A 23,894-nucleotide genomic window follows, 5' to 3' on the forward strand; every position below is an offset into this window, starting at 1 on the left:
GTTTTTATTTAAGGCATTCTTTTTTATGTAGTACATATTGATTACTCATTTTTTTGCTAAGTCTACGCCCAAGATATTGACAAAACTTAATAGATATAATAAAATCATTTATACCTCCCCGGGGTATTTATAATGTGAGTACAGAAAGGAGAATTAATATGAATAAGAGAAATGCTAAATCCATTCAAAGCTGGTCTTGGATACTGCTCATTATATTTTTAATTTTATCAATAATAAATTATAAATTTGGATTACTTGGGATTATATGCATGAGTGCTCCTTTATATCATGCAATAAGAGGTAATGGAAAAATTCATTGCTCCCATTACTGTCCAAGAGGTTCACTCCTTGGAAAATTCTTATCAAATATGAGCCTAAAAAATAAATTACCTGATTGGATGAGAAGCAGTCTCTTTAAAAATATAATTTTAACAATTATGCTTGTTATGCTATCTATTTCCATGTATCATGCAAATCATAAAGGCTTTAACCTTTTAAAGACAGGTTTTGCCTTGTTTAGATTCATGACAGCCTCTTTATTAGTTGGTATTATAATGGGCATATTCTTTAAGCCAAGATCATGGTGTCAGATTTGTCCCATGGGGCATTCAACGGCTCTTATTGATAAAGCAATAAGGCAGCAAAATTAAAGAAAGTACCACCAGTTGATTTTAAAAAAACTTATGCATAATACTGCATAAGTTAAAATTCACAGCTGGTTGGTACTAACTCTATTTACATATTGAATTATTTAATTTCAAATTCACAGTTTACAACAGCTGTTATTTCCTTATCGATAGAAGATGTATCAAATATACCCGTATCAGAAACCTCTGTTGAATATAGAGGTGTTATTTGAAATACTCCCATTTTGGCTGCTCTAAGCCTTCCTACTTTTGTATTGGTATTTTTAGCTATTTGCTGTGCTCTTTGCATAGCGTCATTTGTAGCAAGCCCTAACATATCAATTTTAAGTTCAGCTATTTTTGTATAGTAATACTGTGGAGGATAGGACTCAAAATGTACTCCCTGATTTATAAGCTCCGTTGACTCCCTTGAAATTTCAGTTATTAAATCTACGTTATAGGATTTTATCTCTACGTTTTGTGAGAGCATATATCCCTCAACTTTATTACCAATCATTCCATAGGGTAATATCTCATTTTTAACCTGTGTATTAATTGAAGAAAAAACTATATCCTTCTCCTCAATTCCTTTTGACATAAGATATTTTTTTACTTTATTATTGCTATCTTTAAGTACATTGTAAGCCTCATTAAGGCTTGATGAATAGGCTGAAAAGTATCCTGTCCATTTAACAAAGTCCGATTTTATCTGCCTTTTTGCAGAACCTGTTATAATTATAGTATTTTTTGATGATTTTACATTTCTAATTCCATAGGATATAAATGCTGCTGATACTATTAATGCTACTGATATTATAATTGATATAATTATACTGCTCTTTTCCTTCATAATTCCCCCTCCCAAATTGTAAACTTTATATTTTCATTATATTACTAATTTAATACAAAATAACTGCTTTTTAATATTTTTATCGCTTTAAGAATTATTAGAAATTGTTGAGTAAAAAACAGTTCCTAAAATTATAATCCCCCCAAGTATTTCTTTTAAGGTTGGTATTTCCTTTAATAATATTGCAGCAAAAATAATTCCATAAACTGGCTCAAGACAAGATATGATAGCTGCTGTTTTAGTTTTTATACCCTTAAGACTGGTTATAAATATTGAATGGGCAATTCCTGTAAAAACTGTACCTAATAATATAAGAAGCAATATATCCTTAAATTGAAAAACAGGTTTTTGTATGAATAAAAATGGAATAAGTACAATTGTTGCAACAAACTGCTCATAAAAAGCTATTATCATTCCTGAGTATTCTTTTACATATTTTCTATTAATAATCGAAAGTACAGCATAAGTAAAACCAGAAACTATTCCATATAAAATTCCTTGAGTTAAATTATTACCTAACTGAAACTCTGGGACAACAAGAACCACTCCAAAAAAAGTAATTAAGCATGTTAAAATATCTGTAAACTTAATTTTTTCTTTAAAAAAATAAGGTTCAAGTAATATAACAAAAACAGGAAAAGTTGAAAATGTTATAAGCCCTATTGCAACAGTAGACACCTGAATAGATTTAAAAAAAGTACTCCAATGAATTGCTAAAATTATCCCCATTAAAATTAAATAAAAATAATGCTTTTTCTCTTTAAGTTTTATATCCTTTTTAAGAATATGCATGATGAAAAATAAAAAAATGCTTGAAAATACCACTCTTCCAAGGACAATAATCATTGGTGGTAAATACAACAATTTCCCAAACAGTCCTGCTAACCCAAATAAAAAAACAGCTATATGAACCTCAATTAAACTTTTGTTTTTTAAACCCATATTAATCCCTTCTCCCCTATATAACTTGCATTACTTATATTTAAAACAATTCATAACTAATATCATTTTACCATATTATGTAGTAATTTTACTTAAAAAGCATATATCAGAATCTATACATTTATAAAATCTTATTAGCTTAAAAATAATTAGACCTTAAAGCTATATTAATTATATGTTTATATTAGAACCATTATTATTTATATTATAAGGTGATATTATGAGTGCGATAATTCTTTTAATCTTCCTTTTTGATTTCATAATGGATATTTTTAATATAATAAATGACAATAAAAATAAAAGATATTTATCAAAATCCCTCCTTATGCCTTTATTGCTTTTATTTTATATAACATATACTAAAAATCTAAATTATTATGTTATCTTTGCTTTAATATTTAGTTTTTTAGGTGATATATTTCTATTAAATGATAATAAAAAAAATTTCATGCTTGGTGGAGCATCATTCTTAATAGGACATACATTTTATATAATTTCTTTTATTAAAGAAATTGAAGTGCATTTTAAAATATCTTTATTCCACATCTTACTAATAGTACCCTATATCATATATGGAATATATGTATATAAAACAATAATAAAAAACATGAAAAATTTAAAAATAACAGCTATTTTATATATGTTTATAATATTATTTTCAAGTATAACTTGCCTTTTGGTAATATTATCTGGCAAACAACAATTAATCCTATCTTTCTTAGGTACTATATTATTTATAGTATCCGACTCACTCCTTGGATATAGCATATTTGTTCATAAAAATAGATATTCAGATTTTTTAGTTATGCTTACTTACGTTTCTGCCCAAACTTTATTAGTATTTGGTTTTTTATAGGTGCCTTAAGTTACCTTTGGTATCTTGGGAACAGTTAGTGTGAAAAAGTTTTCTCCATCCTTGGTGCCTGGCACCGGAGATGGAGAAAATAGAAAAAAAGTTCCATCCAATTGATAAGTGACAAACTTTTTTATGCCGTCGTTGTGGCTATTGATTAGTCATGACTTGTTACTTATTAAATGTTATTTATCGACAATTTTTATATTATATAAAGATTATTTACTCACTCAAATCAAATAATATTGATCTGAAATAAATAGTTTTAATTTAATTACAAAAAGTGTAAATCTAAACATTAATAGGCTGTGCAATATGCTCAGCCTATTAATGAAAATTTATAATTTTTTGCAGCTCCAGGAACAGATTGTGTTTTGATAGATACACGATGACAAAACTTTCTACTCTCTATATTTTAATCTTTAAGTGAAGCATCAATTAAATCCTTAAGTGCTGTTTCATCCATAAAACCTACATGTTGCTCTTTTACTTCAAAACCCTTGCTTATAATATATGTTGTTGGAATTCCTCTAACACTATACATATCTGATATCTTTCCATCATAATCCATAAGAGGCACAAACTTATAACTATTAACCTTTAAAAAATTTCTAACTGTATTGCTATCCTCACCTATATCAGTAAATAAAAAAACTACATCTTTATCCTTATACTCATCAACAACTTTAACAAACCCTGGGAGTTCAGCTTTACACGGTGGACACCAAGTTGCAAAAAAATTTAGCACAATTACTTTTCCCTTATAATCAGAAAGCTTAACCTTTTCCCCATTCAAATTAGTGAGTTCAAAATCTTTTGCAAAATTTAACTGGCCTTCTGTTTGCTCATTTTTTTGCTTATTAATAATCGTTTCATCTTCGCCTGATTTAATCTTCGTAAAGCTATAACCAATAATTACAATAAATGCAATAATTAAAATCATCCAAATTGATTTTTTATTCATAATCACAACCTCCATAAATAACCTGATAACCTATTAAAGTATCCAGTAAATAGCATTAATCCCGTCAAAATCATTATTATTCCCGTAATTAACTTAACTAATTTTGCTTTTTTTAATAATACATTTGTTTTGATATTATATCTTTGTATTAAGTAGGCCATAATAATAAATGGTACTGCAATTCCCATAGAGTAAACAAATAATAAAGCAATTCCATAAACTAGCGAACTTCTACTTGCAGCCATTGATAGAACTGACGCAAGTATTGGTCCTATACAAGGCGTCCAGCCAAATGCAAGCCCTACACCCAATAAAAAACCCTTTAAAAATCCCTCATTTTTAAGTTCAATGTTAAATCTTCTTTCCATCATCAAAAAATTTGATTTAATAATATCTAAATAAAATAATCCCATTAAAATTATTATTATGCCTAATATCTTGTCAAAGAAATTTCTATATGTTATTAAAAATTTCCCCACTCCACTTGCAGTAGCTCCAAGTAAAATGAAAATTAAAGAAAAACCTAATATAAATGAAAATGAATTTCTAAAAAGCCCCTTTTCCTTTACCTCCCCAGAAAGATATGCAAGATAAATCGGTATCAAAGGCAAAAAACATGGGGATAAAAAAGATGCAACTCCTTCAAAAAAAATAATTCCAAAAGTAATATCTCTCATAGAACACCTCCTACCCTACCAGGGTATATTTATATTCTATTATATTTGTTTATAGTTAGCAATAGCTTCCGTGGATATTTATATATGTTAAAAAATTTTTTGCTAAAAATAAAGCTTATCTAAAGTTAGAAGGCTTTAAAGTACTTTATTTATCATGTATAGCAAAAATAATAATTGCACCTTTAATTTTATTTTAATCCTTTTAATTTCAACCATATATCATATATATTTTATTGCAATCAAAAACAAGTTACTATACACTTAAGAGCGCCTCAATCTTGCCACATTTTTGAGGAGAATTACCCGATTTTTTTATTATAAAATTAAAATGTAACACAAAGAAAAAATTTATGAGGAGTGATTTGATATGCTAAGTAAATCAACCCAAAAGAAAATTGCATGTGTAATCTTGACCGGTGCTCTTACTTTCTTCTATGCAGCATCCGCATTTGCTACAACCCAGAATACGCCAAAACAGGCACCTATAAAAATTGACTTTTCAAAAATATCAGAAGCATTTGAAGCTAAATTAAAAAGTCTTGTAGATGCAGGTACTATTACTCAGGCTCAAGCTGATGCAGCATTAAAAGTATTTACATCTAAGGATCAAAGACCAAGCAGATTAGAGAGCCTCGTTAATGATGGCACTATCACTCAAGATCAGGCTAATGCTATTGAAGAGGCCTTTAAATCAGCCAGAGAGTCTAAAAAATCCATTCAAGATGTTTTAAGCAGCCTTGTTTCTTCTAACACCATTACTCAAACCCAGGCTGATTCTGTATCAAAGCTCTTTCAGCAAAAGGATACTAACGGAACACCTAAGGATCAAAGGCCAAGCAGATTAGAGAGCCTTGTTACTGCTGGCACTATCACCCAAGACCAGGCTAACGCTATTGAAGAGGCATTTAAGGCAGTTATTGATACTTTAAAAAGTACATCAAACTAAATTTATTATCAGCCATAAAACTTTAATTCATAAACATATTTTAAAGCAGCAGCATAGAAATATGCTGCTTTATTATTCATTTAATATTAATAATTTTATGGACATTATAACATTAATTAATTAAAATATAATTAGAGATTATATGTTTATTTGTAAAATAATTGAAAATAAATGTAAAAACTTTTAAAACTATAGGATGGTAATACCTATGAGTAATTGTTTGAAAAACAAAAAAATATTATTACTTAAAAACAACTGTCTACCAGAAGATATATCAGATTTTCTCCAAAACAATGGATACATTATAAAATCTATTGGTTTTGAAATAAGCTCTATAAATAAAGAATATGAAAATTTTTCACCGGATATTGTAATAATATGCATGAAGTCAGAAGAAAATTTAAATAATGTACAGGCAGTATATAAAGAATTAAAACAGATGAAAACTCCTATTATGTTCATAACAAATAATACATCCGAAACAATGTTTAAAAAGATTAAAGAAATTAGCAGTTATGGGTTTATTGTAAAAGATACAGATAAATATGTAATACTTTCCATAATTGAAACATTTTTAAAGATATATAAATCTAATTTTAAGAAAACAAGAAATTATAATCATTGGCAATTTGATGAAGACTCTCCAGTTGGAATTTTAAAATGTGACGCTAAGGGAAATATTATTTATGCAAATAAAAGAGTTTTAGAAATATTAGGTTCTCCAAGTATTAAAGAGACAAAGAAAATTAACTTATTAAACTTTCCTTTGCTAATTAAATTTGGCCTTTCAAATAAACTTAAATATTGTCTTGAAAATAAAAAATCAAAGACATTTGAGATAAAATATAAGTCTAAATGGGGTAAAAATTTATGGTTAAGAATACATATAAAAACAAATATAAATAAAAATAAAGTATTAGGTGCTCAAATAATTCTTGATGATATAACTGATAAAAAATTAAAAGAAGAAAGGCTTAAACATTTATCTAATACAGATTTTCTTACAAATACATATAATAGACGTTATTTCAATAAAAGATTAGAAGAAGAAATAGAACGTGCAAATATAACAAATAGAAAGTTTTCATTAATAATGCTTGATATTGATCATTTCAAAAAAATCAATGATGAATTTGGTCACCATGCTGGTGACTTGGTTCTAAAAAGTATAGCTCAATTAATAAAAAATAGAATACGTAAAACTGATATTTTGGCTCGTTGGGGTGGTGAAGAATTTATTATACTACTTCCTGAAACAGAAATAAAAAATGCTGCAATTTTAGCTGAAGATTTAAGAAATATGATAAACAACCTAAAATTCAAAGACATAGGTAATGTTACTGTAAGCCTTGGAGTTGATAATTATCATTCAGATGATACAATTGATTCAATAATAAAAAGGGTTGATAAGCATTTATATGCATCCAAATCTGCAGGAAGAAATTGTGTTGTAACTGGTATATAACGAAATAGTGCCTCTAATGTAAAGGCAAACTATACATCTTACACAGTTTTAGTTTGCCTTACTTTAGATGGCACTATAATTTTATAATCCGTTCTTTTTATAATCTTTATAAAAATTCTCAACTGACCTATTATATGTCTTTTCCCCTTCTTTTGAAAAAAAGCATCCCGGAACTTCACCGTTTTTTCTATGATATAATACACATTCACAACATTTTCCATGCCTTGAGCACGGATAGGTACATGTACAATTTGCCTTTGAATCACATACCATAACAAAAACCTCCTAATTAAAAACTAATTAAAATAATACAAATTATATTTTAGTTCACCATCTAATTTTTAAAGCTATGAACAGGTGCAGGAATTCTTCCTCCTCTTAATATAAAATCAGAGCTGGATATTTTACTTACAGCCATAATCGGGGCCTGTCCTAAAAGACCTCCAAACTCAACCTTTTCCCCAACTGATTTTCCGTAAACTGGTATTATCCTAACTGCAGTAGTTTTATTGTTTATAACACCTATTGCAGCTTCATCAGCAATTATTGCTGATATTGTAGTATCTGGAGTATCTCCTGGAATTGCTATCATGTCAAGTCCAACTGAACATACACATGTCATAGCTTCAAGTTTTTCAATGCTTAATGCACCTGTTTCTACTGCATTAATCATTCCTTCATCCTCACTAACAGGTATAAATGCTCCACTTAATCCCCCAACATGGGAAGATGCCATAATTCCTCCCTTTTTAACTGCGTCATTTAATATTGCAAGGGCAGCTGTAGTTCCTGGACAGCCGCATACTTCAAGACCCATTTCTTCAATTATCCTTGCAACGCTATCTCCAACTGCTGGGGTTGGAGCAAGAGATAAATCAACTATTCCAAAGGGAACACCAAGTCTTTTTGAAGCTTCAAGAGCAACAAGCTGTCCAGCTCTTGTAATTTTAAAAGCTGTCCTCTTTATAGTTTCAGCAACAACATCAAAACTTTCGCCACGAATATTTTCAAGGGCAGATTTTATAACTCCCGGACCACTAACACCTACATTAATCACACATTCTGCTTCTCCAACCCCATGGAAAGCTCCTGCCATAAAAGGATTGTCTTCAACAGCATTGGCAAAGACAACAAGCTTTGCACATCCTATGCTACTATTATCCCTTGTAAGATAAGCCGTTTCCTTTATAATCCTTCCCATGTCCCTTACTGCATTCATATTTATTCCTGATTTTGATGTTCCAACATTAACTGAAGAACAAACTTTCTCAGTACATGCAAGAGCCTCTGGAATTGAATTTATAAGAATTGTATCTCCTTTCGAATTACCTTTATGAACAAGGGCTGAAAACCCTCCAATAAAATTTACACCAACAGCAGAAGCAGCTTTATCAAGAGTTTTTGCAAATTCAACATAATCAGTATCATCACAGCTTTGTGCTATAAGTGATATAGGAGTTACAGATATTCTTTTATTTATTATTGGAATACCAAATTCCATTTCTATTTCTTCACCTGTTTTTACAAGATTTTCAGCAAGCCTGGTTATTTTATCATAAATTTTTTTCCTTGATTTTTTTCCATCACTATCACAACAGTCAAGAAGTGAAATTCCCATTGTAATTGTTCTAATATCAAGTTTTTCCTTTTCTATCATATTTATTGTTTCTAAAATGTTTTTATTATTAATCATTTTCCCAACTCCTATACGTAATTTATTATATTTCATGCATATATCTGAACAAATCTTCACGCTGTATCCTAACTGAAACTCCTATCTCCTTTGCTTTATTTTCAAGTTTTTCTTTTAACTTTTCAAAATCAATTGCCATTTTTTCAAGATCAACAAACATAATCATTGTAAAATAATCTTGTAAAAGTGTCTGGTTTATATCAAGTATATTTACATTATTTTGAGAAAGTACAGATGTTATAGCTTGAATAATACCTATCTTATCTTTTCCTATTACTGTGACAAATGCTTTCATTATTTTCCCTCCTATATATTTTTTATAAAAAAGTACAGAAAAAGGGACTAATTAAATTAGCCCCATAAAAGAACAGAATATATCAAATACTTATTTGCTATGTATTTATAAAATCTCTGTTCTTTTACCTGAGAGCTTCACCAAAATACTTTGGTTTTCCCCTTCGGTGCTCAATCGAGTCTCTCCAGAGTTTCGTCCAATGACAGTTTGATCTTAATCATTCTGCCATCTTCATCCGACAATATGAAACTATATCAAGTATTTTAACATAAAGTCATTTAATATATCAAGTTTTTATTGCAAAAAAATAGTTAACAACAAATAAAATTCATTAACTGTTGTTAACTATTTTCATCCTAAATATATTTAATATGTTCCTAATTTTCTTTTTAAAACCTCATCTACTAACCTGGCTCTATTTTGCCATGAGTTATTTTTAGCAAACTCTATTCTCTTTAGCCTAAGTTCTTCACTGTCCTCAGCCAAAAGATTATCAATAAATTTTCTAAATTGTAAATAATCCTTTGAATTGATAGTATAAACATATTTGCACATTTTTGCCTCATCAAAATCTGTGGCAACGACTATTTTACCTGCACTTAAATACTCATACATCTTTATAGGATTACAACCTCTTGTCATATTTGTTATTTTAAAAGGTATAAAACATATATCAAAATATTGAAGATAATTTATCAGCCTATCGTAGTTTTTATTTTTAAGATAGTATACATTATTAAGCTTTAAGGGAAATCTTGCTAAATTAAACAAAGGTCCTATAAATACAAAGTTGATATCCGGATTTAAATTAGCAATGTTATTAACAAAAGGCCAATTAATCCAAGTTGCAATAGCTCCAAAATATCCAACAGTAATATTGTTATTTTTGGGCATATCACAGGGCCTATCTGAAAAAATATTACTAGCCTTATTAAAATATTCATAGTCAGCTCCATTAGGGCATAAAAATACATCATCTCTATAGTAGCTATGATATTCAAATAGTTTATGAGATGTTGTAAATATGACATCTGCCTTCCTAATTAAAATATCTAGTCCATTTTGCCAACTCTCAAACTCATTGCTAACCTCATCTATTGCATCAAAAACTAATAATCTATAAGGATATTGTTCAATAAAGGATGCAAAAGGAGGATATGTTATCCAAAGAATAGGTAAACTATCTAATTTAGAAATTCTATAGGGGTTTATTTTATTGCAAATATAGAATTCTTTAAAAACCTCTTTAAAATAACTATTTGATTCTTGTGGGTTATAATTGCAAAATATTATTCTATATCCTATGTTATTTAAAGCCTTAAAGAGCTGCTGAGGCCTTTGATAGGATTTATAGTAATTTATTGTTGGGGGATATAAAATAGTATCCAATTTTACCACTTCCTTAATGCTTTTAATATATAATATTTAAAAGCACCAAGAAGTGTTAAGCATTAATTGACAATAATCTTCATAAAGTGCATTCTCTTTGCTGCAGGTTTAATATAGCTTGTATTTATTGCATCAAAGGTATGTTGCGTTATTAAAGGTATTCTAATACCTCCATTATATGTGAAGGCCGTTATTATAGCTGAATGATAAATAAATCCTCTAAAATTTTCATATTGAATTATATCACCAAGCTCTAATAAGTCTAAATCCTGTACTTCCAAAGCTTTAAGCCCTGGAAGCTTAAGCTGATATCTTGATTTTAAACACCAATAAAGAGAATTAGCAACTGACCATGTTACAGACCATGAATCATCATACAAATTATCTGTGCTTTTATTGTTATACCACCAAGCCCACGTACCTGAATAATCCATTGGTGCTCCACCTGCTTTTAAACACTGTGAAATAAAATTTGTACAGTCTCCTCCTCCATCGGCATGTCCTTGAAAATACCTGTATTTAGGATTCGGAGTTATCCCATAGGTATAGGCATATCTTACAGCATCAAACCTTGAGTATAAGTTATTTCTTAGAAAATCATAAGAAATATCCATAGACACTCCTTAAAAGAGTACTTTTATTTATAATATTCATCATATTTAAAAAAGATAACAAAAATATAATTATTCTTTTTCATACTCTTTAAAACACTCTATTAAATATTTGTTACTATCAAAATCCTTAACTGCAACCCTGATATAAGATTTATCAAGACCTTTAAAGGTAGAAGCTTTCCTAATGAGTATGCCTTTTCTTATCATAAAATCAAACAACTTATTTTCATCACCTTTTAAAAGCTTTATCAATATAAAGTTACAGTCTGTATCAAAAGCTCTTAATATATTTATTCTTCTTAAATTTTCAATCATATAATGCCTTTGCTCATTTATATATTTCTTTGTTTTTTGTATATATAAAGTTTCATTAAATATCACTCTTCCTGCTTCTTCTGCAAAAGTATTAACTGACCAAGGAAGTGAAAGCTCGTAATATTTTTGAGCTATAGTTTTATTTGTAAAAGCATATCCAAGCCTGATTCCTGGAAGTGCAAAAAATTTTGTTGCAGCTCTTATAACAGCAACATTTCTGCTTTCTCTAAATAGTTTTATGCTGTCATAATAGAAAGGACAAAATTCAAAAAATGCCTCATCAAGAAGTAAAAAAGCATCCCTATCCTCAATGACCTCTACTATATTTTTTAATCTATCTTCTTCTAACCTTTTTCCTGTTGGATTATTTGGATTGCCAAGTATTATACAATCGCCTTTTTTTATATTTTTATATAATAAAGCCTCGTCTATATTAAAATCTTCATCTAAATATAGCTCTAAAACTTCTTTATTATGTACCCTTGCTCTTTTTTCATATTCTATAAATGATGGATGAAAAACTACTATTCTATTAAACATCATTATAAATACATCTATTATCTCAGCAGCTCCATTTCCAACAACAACTTCATCATCGCTGCAGCAGAGATATCTTGAAATGCTTTTTCTAAGATTCCTGTATTTTATATCAGGATATTTATCAACATCCTTAAAAGCATTATTTAAAACATTGCCTAATATTTTGGGAGGTCCTAAAGGATTTATATTGCTGCTAAAATCGATTATATCTCCTTCATATAAATTTTTATAACTTAAAATATCCCCACCGTGAACCATAACAGCACTCCTTTAATAATTAAATAAAGGATAAGTAATAATATTTCTGTTCTGTACATTATTTCAACAGTTTTTTTAATATCTTCCCTTGAAAGCTCTCTAATCCTGTTTCCTATCTTAGGCTTTTTTACAAGCTCACCAAAATAGATATTGTCGCCTCCAAGCTGAACATTTAAAAGCCCTGCAACAGCTCCTTCTGGATAAGCACAATTGGGACTTTTGTGGTTTTTTCTATCCCTTATCATAATTTTAAATCCGTTTTTAACATCATATCTAAAAATACTCGACAAATTCATAAGTGCACCTGTAACTCTTGCTGGAATAAAATTGAATACATCATCACACTTTGCAGGAAAAAATCCTATATATCTGTATTTTTCATTCATATATCCAAGCATAGAATCCATAGTATTTATCATTTTATACATCATGCCTAATGGTGCGCCACCTATCATTATGTAAATTAATGGCGCAATAACCCCATCAGATGTATTTTCTGCAACTGTTTCAACCGTAGCTCTTACTATTTCTCCTTCATCAAGATGTGAAGTTTGTCTTCCTACTATAAATGAAAGCCTGTATCTTGCCTCATCAAGGCTTACATTAAAAGCTTTATATATTTTAAAGGCTTCATCATGAAGACATCGTGCAGCAATACAAGTATATATAAAATATGCATTTACTGTATGGTATAAAATTTTATAGGGTTTTAAAAATTTTAATATTGTAAAAGGTATAAAAAAAGATAGAAGTATATTAATAAAAACTATAAAGAATCCTCCTATTTTAAGCCCCTTTTCATCCTTTAAAAGCCTTCTTGCTAATTTTTCTTCAAAAGATATTATTCTACCCATAAGCTTTACAGGATGAGGAAAAAAATATGGATCTCCAATAATGATATCTATAATTGAGGCTATAAATAAATCTACCATTTTATCACCTTATCAAACTATAAATATAATCAATATCTATATTTTTTCTAACTATCTTTGCAAGTTTTTCAAGTTCTTCTTCCCTTTTCATATTTATATCAACACTTTTTTTTATTGTTAATCCTTTTTTCATTCTTAACATATTTAATATCTTCTCTCTAAACTCCCCAGAATCGAATATACCATGAATATATGTTCCAAAATACCTATTATCCCTCATATCTCCATCTAATAGTTCTACAACCTGTCCATCCTTTTCCTTTATCCTAACAAAAGGATTTTCGTTCCCTAAGGTTTTGCCTAAATGTATTTCATACCCATATATATTAAACCCAAGTGCTTCCCCTTTTACCCTTACAGTAATTTTATCCTTATCAAGAACGGTAACCGTGTTAAAAACCCCAATACCTTCTTCTTGAGTCCTATCCTCCACTTCACTACCATACTCATCTATTATACTTTTTCCCATCATCTGATATCCTCCACAGATTCCAAAAACAATTCCATTAAAATCTTTAATGATTTTATCAAATCCTAATCTTTTAAGCCATCTTAAATCTTCAATAGTATTTTTACTTCCAGGTATAATTATCATATCTGCACAGTCAATATCCTCCATATTTGACACATATCTTACACTTACATCCTCATCAAACTTAAATGCATCAAAATCAGTAAAATTTGACATCCGCGGAAGCTTTATAACACATATATCAATTATTTTTTTATATTTTTATTAAATTCAATAGCTCCATCCTCCTCATCAAGCTTTAAATCCATATAGGGCACTACACCAACAACTGGTATATTTATAAGTTCCTCAATCCTTTTTATTCCACTTTCAAGGAGAGCTTTATCCCCTCTAAATTTATTTATGATAATTCCTTTTATCATTTTCCTCTCATCTTCCTCAAGAAGCATAACGGTACCGTAAATAGATGCAAATACTCCCCCTCTATCTATATCTGCAACAAGAATAACAGGGGAATTTGCTATCTTAGCCATACCCATGTTAACAATATCATTATCCATTAAGTTTATTTCTGCTGGGCTTCCTGCTCCTTCTATAACAACTATATCGCAAAGTCCCTCTATGTTTTTATATATATCCATTAACATGCCTTTAAGTTCTGCTTTAAACTCAAAATATTCTTTTGCATCCATATTCTTATATGGCTTCCCCTTTATAATGACTTGACTTTTTCTATCGCTTGTCGGTTTTAATAGTATTGGATTCATTAAAACTGATGGCTCAACTTTAGCAGCTTGTGCCTGTAAAACTTGGGCACGTCCCATTTCAAGGCCTTCTGATGTAACATAAGAATTTAATGACATGTTCTGAGATTTAAAGGGATAAACTCTATATCCATCGTTATAAAAAATCCTACACAGGGCTGCTGCAATTAGACTTTTACCAGCTGAAGATGTTGTTCCTTGTATCATAATTGAAGGCATACAATCAACTCCTTGTAACTTCATTTAGCCTCTAAATATTCTAAATCTATCTTTAAATTCGATTGGGGTATTATATATGGTTTCCCGTTTGATGGGTTTTTTAGAATTGAAACATTTATTCCATAAACCCTTTTAATCAATTTTTCGTTTAAAACATCTTGTGGTTTTCCGGTAATTTCTACTTTACCATCTTTCATAACAACGATATAGTCACTGTATTCACATGACATATTCAAATCATGAAGAACGCAGAGTACGGTTATTCCATATTTTACATTGAGATTCCTTAAAGTATCCATAATTTCAATCTGATGATGAATATCCAGATGAGATGTAGGCTCATCTAATAGAAGTATCTTACCCTGTTGTGCCAGGGCTCTTGCAATTATTACCCTTTGCCTTTCTCCTCCACTCAAAAGATTTATATTCTTATCCTTAAGCTGAAGAGTATTTGTAACATTCATTGCCCAAAGAGCTATATCTATATCCTTCTTTTTTTCACCTTCAAATCTTTTAACATGGGGATATCTTCCCATTAGAACAACATCAAAGGCAGAAAATGTACAATCACTATCTATCTGCTGAGGCACATAGGATACAATCCTTGCAAAATCTGTACCTTTATATTCAGTTATATCCCTTCCTTCAATAAAAACAACATCTTCCCCTGGCATTATAGTTCTTGCAATGTGCCTTAATAGAGTTGTTTTCCCTGAACCATTAGGACCTATAATACTATAAAAATGTCCAGAGTTAAAATTCAAAGATATATTTACTAATATTTCATTCAATCCAGCAATAAAATTAAGATTTTCTATTTTTAAAATATCACTTTTATTCATTATTTCACCTTTCTTTTCTCTCTATAAAGAAGATAAATAAAATATGGTGCTCCAAAAAATGAAGTTATAACTCCAACTGGTATTTCAGCAGGAGATAATATGCTTCTTGAAAGAATATCACATAAAACCATAAATGAAGCTCCCCAAAGCATCGTAAGAGGCAATGCCTTTTTATAATCAGGTCCTATTATCATTCTAACAACATGAGGCATTATAAGTCCTACAAAACCGATTATTCCACTTACAGAAACAGATGTTGCTACTATAAGTGAAGATAGTACAAGCATAGTATTCTTTACTCTTTCAACTTCAACTCCAAGGCTTGCAGCTGTTTCTTCTCCAGTTGTTATTATATTTAAGTCCCTTGAAAAAAAATATATTAAAAGTATTGATGGAATTATTACAAGCATTAATAAAACAACATTTTTATAATTTGCCAAGGCAAGACTTCCTAACGTCCAAAATACTATTTTTTCTACCTGATTCCTATCAAGAACCATTATAAAAGAAATTATGGAAGATAAAAAAAAGTTTACAGCGACACCTGCAAGAAGAAGGTTTGTGTTTGAAGCCCTATTGCCAACCTTTGCAATGTTGTAAACAACAAAAGTTGTTAATATAGAACCTATAAAAGCACTAACTGCTACACCACTAAGACCAAATAAAGTGTCCTGCATGCCTAATACTATTGCAATAGAAGCACCAAGTGCTGAACCAGATGATGTTCCAAGTATAAAAGGGTCAGCCATTGGATTTTTAAAAATCCCCTGATATACAAGCCCTACTGAAGATAATCCCATACCTATAAAGCAGGCTAAAAAAGCTCTTGGAAGACGTATGTTTAAAATTATTATCTCATTAGTTTTTGAAATACTGTTTCCATAAAATATTTTTGATAATACTATACTAAAAACTTCTGGTACTGAAATTTTAACAGTTCCTATTGCAGAAGCAGAAGCAATAAGAAGTATAAGTATTATAAAAGATATAAGTACAATAAAACCTTGGCGGTTTTTATATTTAACCACAATTGTCATTCCTCTCTTTAAGCTATATATTTTATTAATGCCATGAAGGTTAGACCTTCATGGCGATTTAAAAAATTTATTTAAAAAGCTCAGGATGTATAAGCTTTGCAAGTTCTTCAAGACCCTGTGCAAGCCTTGGTCCCTGCCTATCAAGCATATTATTATCTATTTCAAGAAGTTTCCCTTCCTTAACAGCTCTTAAATCCTTATATCCAGGAGTAGATGAAATTCCAGCTTTTGAATCATAATATTTAGAGCATATTATAATATCAGGATCGTTCTTTACAAGCTTTTCTATGCTGTATTTCCATCCTTCAGCATCCTCAGCTATGTTAGTTCCACCAGCCATCTTAATCGCTTCATCAATAAAAGTTCCTTTTCCTGCAGTATAATCTCCATATTTTCCATAGCTAATAACATAATAAACCTTAGGTTTGCTCGCATTCTTAACCTTTGATATAACCTCATTAACTTTTTTCTTCATATCGCTTACTATCTTATCTGCTGCTTCTTTTTCACCTATTATCTCTCCAACTTTTTCTATTGTTTCATAAGCTCCATCGAAATTTTCAGCCCCATATAAAACCACAACTTTTATATTAAGCTGTTCTAACTTTTCAAGGCTTTCCTTTTTAAAATGAGTAGAAGCTATTACAATATCAGGTTTTAAAGATACAATTTTTTCTATATTAGGCTCCATCAGAGTTCCTATTGATTCTATACTGCTAATATCCTGAGGATAATCACAGTAGTCAGTTCTCCCAACAAGTCTATCCTTTGCATTTAATGCAGCAACTATTTCTGTTATATTAGGTGCTACAGATACTATTCTTTCAGGTTTTTTGTCTATTGTAACCTGCCTATTATAAGAATCTGTTATTGTTAAAGGATAGGAAACAGAAGATTTTTTCTGTTCTTGAACTTTATTTACTCCAGTACAGGATGCAAAAATAAATGTAATAAATATAAAAAAGCTTAATAAAAGTCTTTTAAATTTAATGTTTTTCATTTTATACCCTCCATCTTTAACTTTCTATTCCTTTTCTAGCCATAACGCCTTTAGTATAATAGTGCTTAATTTCCCTCATTTCAGTAACAAGGTCTGCTGCATCTATTATCTCCTGGGGTGCATATCTGCCAGTCAATATTAATTCTGTTTTTTCGGCTTTTAATTTTATAAGCTCCAACACTTCATCAACACTAATAAGTTTATAAAACATTGCAATATTTATTTCATCAAGAACAACAACGTCATATTCCCCGCTGCTTATGATTTTTTTACATTTTTCCAATCCTTTTCTTGCTGCCTCAAAGTCCTCCAAAGAAGGTTCATTCCTTATAAAGCACCCTCTCCCAAACTGTTCAATTTCAAAGTTAGGTAATATTTTAGCAGCATTAAGCTCACTATATTCCATTCCCTTTACAAACTGTCCTATATATACTTTTTTCCCTGCACAAACAGCCCTAAGACAAAGCCCAAAGGCTGCTGTAGTCTTTCCCTTCCCATTTCCTGTATATACCTGAATATATCCTTTTTCCAAACTATAACCTTCTTTCTCATTCTAATATTTCTTTTAAATTATAAATGCAGTTTATAGCCTTAATAAACATAAAATCATAATCGTAAGAAATAACATTAAAGGTTCCATGATTTATTTTAAATTTATAAAAGTATGTATTGCTGCTAAAAACCTGTGAAAGCATACACCTTATAACTCCTCCATGAGTTATTATTAGTATCCTTTTTTTATTTTTATCAATATCTTTTAAAAAATCGCAGGTTCTATCAAATACATCTTTAAGGCTTTCTCCCTCAGGAAATCTATAATTTAAATAATCCTCTTTCCACTTTTTATATTCCTCATTATATCTTTCTTCAATTTCTTTATAGCTTAAGCCTTCAAATATACCAAAATTTATCTCTTTAAGTCTATCATCAGTTTTGTAATTTAATTTAAGTATCTGTGCTGTTTCAATCGTCCTTTTCATCGGGCTGGAATAGACTTCATCAAATTCTATCCCTTTTATATGCTCTTTTAATCTTTGAATTTCTTCTCTTCCACTATTGCTCAGCTTAGAATCTAAAGAACCTCCAAAATGCCCTTTTTCATTTATTTCTGTTCTTCCATGCCTTAATAATACTATATCCATAGTCTCACCACTAAAAATGTAAATATTGATACTACCTCACCAAGTTCAATTGCAGCACCATAAACATCTCCTGTAAAGCCACCTATCATTCTATAGGAATATTTCATCAAAAATAAATCAAATGTAAATACAGTTATTAAAGAAATCGCAAAGATTGCTTTTTCTATTAAGAATCCTATTGATGTAAAAATTATAAAACTAATTATAAGATATTTTATTGAATCTTTTCCTGTGAACATATTTCCAAGCCCTCCTGGCTTTGCACTTTTGCCAAAACTAAACAAGAAGGATGCTCCAAGCCTTGATATTCCACAGGATAAAATAAGGGTTTTCAATACAAAACTATATGGCAAACTTCTTATTAAAATATATTTTAAAAGCAATATAAAAACTATTGCTATAACTCCAAAACTTCCTACCCTGCTGTCTTTCATTATCTCAAGTACTTTTTCCCTTGAACGTCCTGAAAAAAAGCCATCAGCTGTATCAGAAAGCCCGTCAACATGAAGTCCTCCTGTTGTAAATACTATTGCAAAAACAGCACCAAAAGAAGCTAAATCACTATTTATAAAGTTCAATAAATAATATACTATTCCTGCAATAGAACCTATTATAATTCCAACGAGTGGAAAAAACAGGGTTCCTTTTGCAAGGGTATCCCTCTCCATTTCAATTTGTTTTTTTATTGGAAGGCGTGTTAAAAACTGAATCATTAGAATAAAAGATTTTACCATTATTTTAATCTCAAAGGAATCCCACAGGTTACAATATAAACTTCATTGCAAACTGCAGCAACCCTTTGATTTACCCTCCCTATTATATCTCTATATACCCTTGCAACATGGTTTTCTGGAACAATTGAATCTCCAACTTCATTAGTTACCATAATAAGATTCCCATCTAACTCTTTAACTTTCTCTATAACCATATTAATTTCATTAAATACTTTGTCTTCTATTTCCCTTTGTAGTTCTATTGAAATTTTTTCTTCATCCTTCGACATATCAAACATTATGTTAGATGCTAAAATTGTTATACAATCAATGAGATAGTTTTTACTTTCCTTTACTGCTTCAAATAGATTATATGTACCTTCAAATGTCCTCCAAATTAATGGTCTATTTATCCTATGAATATTTATCCTGTCCCTCATTTCATCATCAGTTATTCGAGAGGTTGCAATATATACTACATCCTTTTCATTTTTATAAATCGATTCTGCAAAGCTGCTTTTACCGCTCCTTGCTCCTCCGGTTACAAGTATTATTCTTGACATACAATCACCTTATATCAACAAGAAAATCATTGTTTATCATAGCATCTTCAAATGTTCCCATCTTGTTTATAATCTCCAAAGCAGCTTCAATTATGTTAAAAGCAAGCGGGCAGCCCGAGCCTTCTCCAAGTCGCATTTTAAGGTTAAGCATCGGTTCAAGTCCTAATTCCTTCATCATTATTGTTGCCCCAGGCTCAGCAGAAAGATGGGATGGAAACATATACTCCCTTGATAAAGGATTTAATTTGTATGCACAAAGAGCTGCTGCTGATGATATAAAACCATCTATTACAATAGGAATCCTATTTTTTGCAGCAGCTAAAAAGCACCCGCAAAGCCCTGCTATATCAAATCCCCCAACCTTTGATATTACATCTATTACATCGTCTTTATTAGGTTTATTAATCTCAATAGATTTTTTAACAACCTTTTTTTTATTTTCATACTGTTCCTGTGTAAGCCCTGCACCTTTTCCAACAACAATATCAGAATCTATTCCTGACAAAACACTTAAAACTGCTGCACTTGTTGCAGTATTTCCAATTCCAAGTTCCCCTGTGCCTAAAAGGTCATATCCTTTATCAACAAGATTATCAACAATCTCTATTCCAACTTCAATTGCCTTTATTGCTTCATCTCTTGACATTGCAGGACCTTTCATCATATTTTTGGTTCCATAAGCAATTTTCCTATTAATTATATTAGGATTTTTAAAATCTGCCTTAACCCCTATATCAACAACAGTAACATCTGATTTTGCAAAGTTTGATAAAATACTAATCCCCATTATATTCCTTGTTGCGTTATCAGTTAAAATAGCTGTGATATTTTGCGGGCAGGCACTAACTCCTTCATCAACAACTCCATTATCAGCACACATAACAATTACATTCTTTTTCTTTATGTCATTGTGTACCTTTCCTGTGATTCCAGCCATTCTTGCAGCAATATCTTCCAGTCTTCCAAGGCTTCCAATTGGCTTTGCAAGATTATCAAGCCTGCTCATAGCTTCTTTTACTTTTTCCTCATACAAAGGCTTAATCTGACCTATAGTTGAATTTAGCAAATCCATAACAAACCTCCTAACAAAAAAGCACCCAAGTGGGTGCAGAATTTCAAAAAAACCTTCACCAAAGGTGAAGGCATATTATCTTTATTAGCCTTTCCTTCCCACCGAAGTAATTAGCACTATCAAAGGCAGGTCTCCTGGCTGACGGGTCCTCCTCATTCCTCCTTCCCGGAAATCCAGTGGATAGGAACTTGTCGCCGTATACAGTAGCGGGGGCTGCAGCGGATTTTCACCGCTTTCCCTTTTAAACCTAATAGGTACCATTGATATGTTATTTACTTTTATTACCTTTAATATACCATTTTTTTATAAATTCCACAACTGCTTATTACAATTTTTGTTTATTTTATTTATTATATTTTAATCTCCCCTCTCACAATAAATAAGAGCCTTATAGGCTCTTAAAATCTATTAAATAAGTTTCTCATTAAAAAATCCATCCATCATCAATGTTTTAGCTCTTTTTTCAATTATATCATTATTAATAGTATAAAGATTAAGTTCCTTCATCCTTTCAAAATATGAAGCCCCCGCAAAAGTATATCTTTTTCTAAGTCCTTCAACACTTTCTTTCATATCATTTTCATAAGCTATTATATCTCCGACAGCAAGAGAGGTAGGAAGCTGTATAGGTTTAAGACCAAGCCCCCATCTTACTGCATTATATCCGGCTAATGTACCAGTAACTATAGCCTCTGTATGCCCAACAAATAATCCGCTCTTTTCTCCTCCAACAAATAAATTTTCAATACCTGTAACCTTCATAGTATTATCCCTTGGTGCCATAGAAAGATACCTTATAGAATTAGCTTTTCCTCCTGAATAGGGGTCTTCAAATCTTACGTTTTCAAAGCCTTTAATTTTTCTAAGTTTTTCAAGAGGATAATAACTTGTCATAAGCTTTGCATGACCAGTATCAAGAAGCACTATATTCTCTGCAAATTCTTTTAGGGCATACTGCTGGCAAACTTTAATATTAAGCTTTTCTAAGTTTACATCTTCTTTAGGAATTTCAACAATGTAAACCCCATCTTTTTCCAATTTTTCTCTTATTTCATTTGAAAGTGATTCTTTATTGAGCTTACATGAGCCGCTCATTGCACCATAGCTGTCGTCCCCTCTCATTCCAAGCAAATCTTCAACTCCAGCTCTTTTACTTATGCTTATTCTTGGACCATAGGAAGGACATCTTAATATGCACATAGAGCAGCCTTTACCATACCTTAAACAGTTCCCCATAGGTCCTGTGGAACCAGTTGTTTCAATAAATACATCCCCTTCAATATAGGTACCATCATGCAGATATATTCCTTTTATACACTTTCCAATAGTTTCAACGTCAACTACCCTTGTTTCAAACATCATATTTATATTTCTTTCTAAAAGATATCTTCTTACGGTCGGTTCCATCTTTATAACATCATATAAAGTTGCATGTTTGTGCCCAGGAAATTCAACATTTCTATGTCTTGCACATTTATCAGTTAATTCAAAAAGATCTCCTCCTCCTAATGCTATCATCTCCTGTGCAGCAGTATATCTCCCATTATTTCTCATAATACCTCCAACATTTCCAAGTCCTAAAAGCATATCCGTCTTTTCAATAAGTAAAACATCAGCTCCACACTTTTTAGCCTCAAGGGCTGCTGCACATCCTGACCAGCCCCCTCCGATTACAATAACTTTCATTTACTTATCCCCCTTAAAAATACTTCCTTAGGATCATACTGCTGTTTACATGCTCTTATTTTTTCGTTATTTTTACCTTTTATTATACAACTGCCACATATTCCTTCCCCACAGCACATAGTAGTATTGTTAACTGTTGCAAAATTTATATATTTATCGATGTTATATATGAAATTAATCATCTTTACATGGAATTCATCACTTCCAGCAGAAAGTACAGTTTTAAAATTCCACTTTTTAAGGAGTTTTTCTATTTCAAATTTATACTGCTCCTTTAATTCCCCACTATAATCTAAAAAAGAAACATCTTCAACATTGCATCCAAGGGATATGAAATATGGTTTTGCAAAATTTTCTCTGCTTCTTCCTCTATCAAGCATCACATAAACTTCATTATTATTCTTTATAATTTTTTTTGCTGCTAAAACAGCAGGAGCAGATGCAATACCTCTGCATAAAATCAAACAGCTTGAATTTTTAAGTTCCTTCAAATACTTTTGTCCTTGAATTCCATTCCAATAAGGACCCTTTACTAATATCTCCTTTTCACATTCAAAAATAGCCTTACTTTTTATTCCCTGTTTCTTTATAACTACGCTTATTACATTATTTACAACATCGCTGTCTAAAATAGATATAGGTATACTATAGGGATCAATGTCTTTTTCGTTTTTAAGGAATACAAAAGAGCCCAGATTATTAAGGTTTCTTGATAAGCTTTTTGTAACTTTAATATCAAGTTTTAATATATCATCTCTTAAATACTCTTTATTTATTATGCTATATTTCCTAAACTCCCTTGTTTTATTGCTCTTACCCCCATTCCAAATATATTCTTGATATATGCATGTTCCTTTCCAGTTTAAGCAGTCGCAAAATTCTTTGCCATGAAGCTGAGAACATATTATACATTCACCTTTTGTAGCAAGCTCACAAGGGCAGTAGACACTTCCAGCATCTATACAATCTACATACCTAAACACAACTAAACCCCCTTCCATATATTCAGAGTATTCTTGAAGGGG

The 23,894-nt window shown here is 30.5% G+C and carries 25 protein-coding genes, 1 pseudogene and 2 riboswitches; of the genes and pseudogenes, 4 read left to right on the plus strand and 22 right to left on the minus strand.

The features are described 5' to 3' along the window. The first annotated feature begins 158 nt into the window (after positions 1 to 158). Positions 159 to 650: a 4Fe-4S binding protein gene (locus FDN13_RS02345; RefSeq protein WP_138978712.1), complete on the plus strand. Its 492-nt coding sequence runs from the start codon at positions 159 to 161 to the stop codon at positions 648 to 650. A gap of 97 nt (positions 651 to 747) precedes the next feature. On the opposite strand, the gene FDN13_RS02350 is transcribed toward FDN13_RS02345, so the two are convergent. Together FDN13_RS02350 and FDN13_RS02355 are read right to left on the minus strand one after the other, a co-directional pair. Further along, the gene (locus FDN13_RS02350; protein ID WP_138978713.1) at positions 748 to 1,476 is read right to left on the minus strand and encodes an SIMPL domain-containing protein; all 729 of its coding nucleotides are present in this window, start codon (positions 1,474 to 1,476) and stop codon (positions 748 to 750) included. Between the two features lie 87 nt (positions 1,477 to 1,563). Beyond that, positions 1,564 to 2,418, minus strand: a complete 855-nt coding sequence (locus tag FDN13_RS02355) for a DMT family transporter (protein ID WP_138978714.1) — start codon at positions 2,416 to 2,418, stop codon at positions 1,564 to 1,566. 262 nt (positions 2,419 to 2,680) lie between these two features. Between FDN13_RS02355 and FDN13_RS02360 the strand changes: the two genes are divergently transcribed. Further along, a complete protein-coding gene (locus FDN13_RS02360; RefSeq protein ID WP_168190041.1) occupies positions 2,681 to 3,274 on the plus strand; it encodes a lysoplasmalogenase in 594 nt (197 codons plus the stop codon). A 412-nt stretch (positions 3,275 to 3,686) separates the two neighbouring features. On the opposite strand, the gene FDN13_RS02365 is transcribed toward FDN13_RS02360, so the two are convergent. Both FDN13_RS02365 and FDN13_RS02370 read right to left on the minus strand, forming a co-directional pair. Then, positions 3,687 to 4,235: a TlpA family protein disulfide reductase gene (locus FDN13_RS02365; protein WP_168190042.1), complete on the minus strand. Its 549-nt coding sequence runs from the start codon at positions 4,233 to 4,235 to the stop codon at positions 3,687 to 3,689. A 2-nt stretch (positions 4,236 to 4,237) separates the two neighbouring features. Then, positions 4,238 to 4,912, minus strand: coding sequence for a cytochrome c biogenesis CcdA family protein (locus tag FDN13_RS02370; protein WP_138978717.1), 675 nt, complete (start codon positions 4,910 to 4,912; stop codon positions 4,238 to 4,240). A gap of 367 nt (positions 4,913 to 5,279) precedes the next feature. Between FDN13_RS02370 and FDN13_RS02375 the strand changes: the two genes are divergently transcribed. Then, positions 5,280 to 5,858, plus strand: a complete 579-nt coding sequence (locus FDN13_RS02375; protein WP_138978718.1) for a hypothetical protein — start codon at positions 5,280 to 5,282, stop codon at positions 5,856 to 5,858. Between the two features lie 208 nt (positions 5,859 to 6,066). Then, positions 6,067 to 7,323 carry a diguanylate cyclase gene (locus FDN13_RS02380; RefSeq protein WP_243120252.1) on the plus strand — a complete coding sequence of 419 codons (1,257 nt, stop codon included), beginning with the start codon at positions 6,067 to 6,069 and terminating at the stop codon, positions 7,321 to 7,323. An 81-nt stretch (positions 7,324 to 7,404) separates the two neighbouring features. On the opposite strand, the gene FDN13_RS02385 is transcribed toward FDN13_RS02380, so the two are convergent. The 18 genes and pseudogenes from FDN13_RS02385 to FDN13_RS02470 all read right to left on the minus strand — a co-directional run bounded on the left by FDN13_RS02385 (position 7,405) and on the right by FDN13_RS02470 (position 23,852). Then, the gene (locus FDN13_RS02385; protein ID WP_138978720.1) at positions 7,405 to 7,596 is read right to left on the minus strand and encodes a DUF6485 family protein; all 192 of its coding nucleotides are present in this window, start codon (positions 7,594 to 7,596) and stop codon (positions 7,405 to 7,407) included. A gap of 61 nt (positions 7,597 to 7,657) precedes the next feature. Then, a complete protein-coding gene (locus FDN13_RS02390) occupies positions 7,658 to 9,016 on the minus strand; it encodes a PFL family protein (protein ID WP_138978721.1) in 1,359 nt (452 codons plus the stop codon). A gap of 25 nt (positions 9,017 to 9,041) precedes the next feature. Then, complete coding sequence (locus FDN13_RS02395) at positions 9,042 to 9,311, minus strand: ACT domain-containing protein (RefSeq protein ID WP_138978722.1); 270 nt, start codon at positions 9,309 to 9,311, stop codon at positions 9,042 to 9,044. A 106-nt stretch (positions 9,312 to 9,417) separates the two neighbouring features. Then, a riboswitch (glycine riboswitch) is annotated at positions 9,418 to 9,509 on the minus strand. Positions 9,510 to 9,677: 168 nt separating this feature from the next. Continuing rightward, on the minus strand, positions 9,678 to 10,700 hold the full coding sequence (locus FDN13_RS02400) for a glycosyltransferase family 1 protein (protein ID WP_138978723.1): 1,023 nt from the start codon (positions 10,698 to 10,700) through the stop codon (positions 9,678 to 9,680). Between the two features lie 62 nt (positions 10,701 to 10,762). Continuing rightward, positions 10,763 to 11,308, minus strand: a complete 546-nt coding sequence (locus tag FDN13_RS02405) for an amidase domain-containing protein (protein WP_207670930.1) — start codon at positions 11,306 to 11,308, stop codon at positions 10,763 to 10,765. A gap of 75 nt (positions 11,309 to 11,383) precedes the next feature. Next, on the minus strand, positions 11,384 to 12,427 hold the full coding sequence (locus tag FDN13_RS02410) for a pyridoxal phosphate-dependent aminotransferase (protein WP_138978725.1): 1,044 nt from the start codon (positions 12,425 to 12,427) through the stop codon (positions 11,384 to 11,386). After that, on the minus strand, positions 12,403 to 13,359 hold the full coding sequence (gene cbiB, locus FDN13_RS02415; protein WP_138978726.1) for an adenosylcobinamide-phosphate synthase CbiB: 957 nt from the start codon (positions 13,357 to 13,359) through the stop codon (positions 12,403 to 12,405). The genes FDN13_RS02410 and cbiB overlap by 25 nt, the downstream gene beginning before the upstream one ends. 4 nt (positions 13,360 to 13,363) lie before the next feature. Beyond that, positions 13,364 to 14,814 (minus strand): annotated as a pseudogene (locus tag FDN13_RS02420) (cobyric acid synthase). A gap of 20 nt (positions 14,815 to 14,834) precedes the next feature. Further along, entirely contained in the window at positions 14,835 to 15,656 is an 822-nt protein-coding gene (locus FDN13_RS02425) for an ABC transporter ATP-binding protein (protein ID WP_138978727.1), read from the minus strand. Further along, complete coding sequence (locus FDN13_RS02430; protein WP_138978728.1) at positions 15,656 to 16,693, minus strand: FecCD family ABC transporter permease; 1,038 nt, start codon at positions 16,691 to 16,693, stop codon at positions 15,656 to 15,658. Before FDN13_RS02430 ends, FDN13_RS02425 begins: the two co-directional genes overlap by 1 nt. A gap of 67 nt (positions 16,694 to 16,760) precedes the next feature. Next, entirely contained in the window at positions 16,761 to 17,693 is a 933-nt protein-coding gene (locus tag FDN13_RS02435; protein WP_138978729.1) for an ABC transporter substrate-binding protein, read from the minus strand. A gap of 16 nt (positions 17,694 to 17,709) precedes the next feature. Beyond that, on the minus strand, positions 17,710 to 18,225 hold the full coding sequence (gene cobO / locus FDN13_RS02440; RefSeq protein ID WP_138978730.1) for a cob(I)yrinic acid a,c-diamide adenosyltransferase: 516 nt from the start codon (positions 18,223 to 18,225) through the stop codon (positions 17,710 to 17,712). Positions 18,226 to 18,241: 16 nt separating this feature from the next. Next, entirely contained in the window at positions 18,242 to 18,835 is a 594-nt protein-coding gene (gene cobC / locus FDN13_RS02445; protein WP_138978731.1) for an alpha-ribazole phosphatase, read from the minus strand. Next, on the minus strand, positions 18,826 to 19,569 hold the full coding sequence (gene cobS / locus FDN13_RS02450) for an adenosylcobinamide-GDP ribazoletransferase (protein ID WP_138978732.1): 744 nt from the start codon (positions 19,567 to 19,569) through the stop codon (positions 18,826 to 18,828). The genes cobC and cobS overlap by 10 nt, the downstream gene beginning before the upstream one ends. After that, the gene (gene cobU, locus FDN13_RS02455) at positions 19,569 to 20,111 is read right to left on the minus strand and encodes a bifunctional adenosylcobinamide kinase/adenosylcobinamide-phosphate guanylyltransferase (protein WP_138978733.1); all 543 of its coding nucleotides are present in this window, start codon (positions 20,109 to 20,111) and stop codon (positions 19,569 to 19,571) included. The genes cobS and cobU overlap by 1 nt, the downstream gene beginning before the upstream one ends. Positions 20,112 to 20,115: 4 nt before the next feature. Further along, positions 20,116 to 21,183 (minus strand): nicotinate-nucleotide--dimethylbenzimidazole phosphoribosyltransferase, encoded by a 1,068-nt coding sequence (cobT, locus tag FDN13_RS02460; protein WP_138978734.1) that lies wholly within the window; start codon positions 21,181 to 21,183, stop codon positions 20,116 to 20,118. Positions 21,184 to 21,290: 107 nt separating this feature from the next. After that, a riboswitch (cobalamin riboswitch) is annotated at positions 21,291 to 21,460 on the minus strand. 131 nt (positions 21,461 to 21,591) lie between these two features. Then, positions 21,592 to 22,869 (minus strand): FAD-dependent oxidoreductase, encoded by a 1,278-nt coding sequence (locus tag FDN13_RS02465; protein ID WP_138978735.1) that lies wholly within the window; start codon positions 22,867 to 22,869, stop codon positions 21,592 to 21,594. Continuing rightward, positions 22,866 to 23,852 carry a sulfide/dihydroorotate dehydrogenase-like FAD/NAD-binding protein gene (locus FDN13_RS02470; RefSeq protein WP_168190043.1) on the minus strand — a complete coding sequence of 329 codons (987 nt, stop codon included), beginning with the start codon at positions 23,850 to 23,852 and terminating at the stop codon, positions 22,866 to 22,868. The genes FDN13_RS02465 and FDN13_RS02470 overlap by 4 nt, the downstream gene beginning before the upstream one ends. Positions 23,853 to 23,894: the final 42 nt, after the last annotated feature.

The sequence above is a fragment of the Caloramator sp. E03 genome, assembly GCF_006016075.1.
Taxonomy (GTDB): Bacteria; Bacillota; Clostridia; order Clostridiales; family Caloramatoraceae; genus Caloramator_B.

What these genes read in the sequence shown, in the direction of transcription:
- FDN13_RS02355 (WP_138978714.1), bottom strand. Translation starts at nt 2,418, where the DNA reads ATGGGTTTAAAAAACAAAAGTTTAATTGAGGTTCATATAGCTGTTTTT.
- FDN13_RS02385 (WP_138978720.1), bottom strand. Translation starts at nt 7,596, where the DNA reads ATGGTATGTGATTCAAAGGCAAATTGTACATGTACCTATCCGTGCTCA.
- FDN13_RS02410 (WP_138978725.1), bottom strand. Translation starts at nt 12,427, where the DNA reads ATGGTTCACGGTGGGGATATTTTAAGTTATAAAAATTTATATGAAGGA.
- FDN13_RS02370 (WP_138978717.1), bottom strand. Translation starts at nt 4,912, where the DNA reads ATGAGAGATATTACTTTTGGAATTATTTTTTTTGAAGGAGTTGCATCT.
- FDN13_RS02425 (WP_138978727.1), bottom strand. Translation starts at nt 15,656, where the DNA reads ATGAATAAAAGTGATATTTTAAAAATAGAAAATCTTAATTTTATTGCT.
- cbiB (WP_138978726.1), bottom strand. Translation starts at nt 13,359, where the DNA reads ATGGTAGATTTATTTATAGCCTCAATTATAGATATCATTATTGGAGAT.
- FDN13_RS02345 (WP_138978712.1), top strand. Translation starts at nt 159, where the DNA reads ATGAATAAGAGAAATGCTAAATCCATTCAAAGCTGGTCTTGGATACTG.
- FDN13_RS02465 (WP_138978735.1), bottom strand. Translation starts at nt 22,869, where the DNA reads ATGAAAGTTATTGTAATCGGAGGGGGCTGGTCAGGATGTGCAGCAGCC.
- FDN13_RS02435 (WP_138978729.1), bottom strand. Translation starts at nt 17,693, where the DNA reads ATGAAAAACATTAAATTTAAAAGACTTTTATTAAGCTTTTTTATATTT.
- FDN13_RS02375 (WP_138978718.1), top strand. Translation starts at nt 5,280, where the DNA reads ATGCTAAGTAAATCAACCCAAAAGAAAATTGCATGTGTAATCTTGACC.
- FDN13_RS02390 (WP_138978721.1), bottom strand. Translation starts at nt 9,016, where the DNA reads ATGATTAATAATAAAAACATTTTAGAAACAATAAATATGATAGAAAAG.
- FDN13_RS02365 (WP_168190042.1), bottom strand. Translation starts at nt 4,235, where the DNA reads ATGAATAAAAAATCAATTTGGATGATTTTAATTATTGCATTTATTGTA.
- FDN13_RS02395 (WP_138978722.1), bottom strand. Translation starts at nt 9,311, where the DNA reads ATGAAAGCATTTGTCACAGTAATAGGAAAAGATAAGATAGGTATTATT.
- cobU (WP_138978733.1), bottom strand. Translation starts at nt 20,111, where the DNA reads ATGTCAAGAATAATACTTGTAACCGGAGGAGCAAGGAGCGGTAAAAGC.
- FDN13_RS02430 (WP_138978728.1), bottom strand. Translation starts at nt 16,693, where the DNA reads ATGACAATTGTGGTTAAATATAAAAACCGCCAAGGTTTTATTGTACTT.
- cobT (WP_138978734.1), bottom strand. Translation starts at nt 21,183, where the DNA reads ATGGATTTGCTAAATTCAACTATAGGTCAGATTAAGCCTTTGTATGAG.
- FDN13_RS02380 (WP_243120252.1), top strand. Translation starts at nt 6,067, where the DNA reads ATGAGTAATTGTTTGAAAAACAAAAAAATATTATTACTTAAAAACAAC.
- cobC (WP_138978731.1), bottom strand. Translation starts at nt 18,835, where the DNA reads ATGGATATAGTATTATTAAGGCATGGAAGAACAGAAATAAATGAAAAA.
- FDN13_RS02350 (WP_138978713.1), bottom strand. Translation starts at nt 1,476, where the DNA reads ATGAAGGAAAAGAGCAGTATAATTATATCAATTATAATATCAGTAGCA.
- FDN13_RS02360 (WP_168190041.1), top strand. Translation starts at nt 2,681, where the DNA reads ATGGATATTTTTAATATAATAAATGACAATAAAAATAAAAGATATTTA.
- cobS (WP_138978732.1), bottom strand. Translation starts at nt 19,569, where the DNA reads ATGGTAAAATCTTTTATTCTAATGATTCAGTTTTTAACACGCCTTCCA.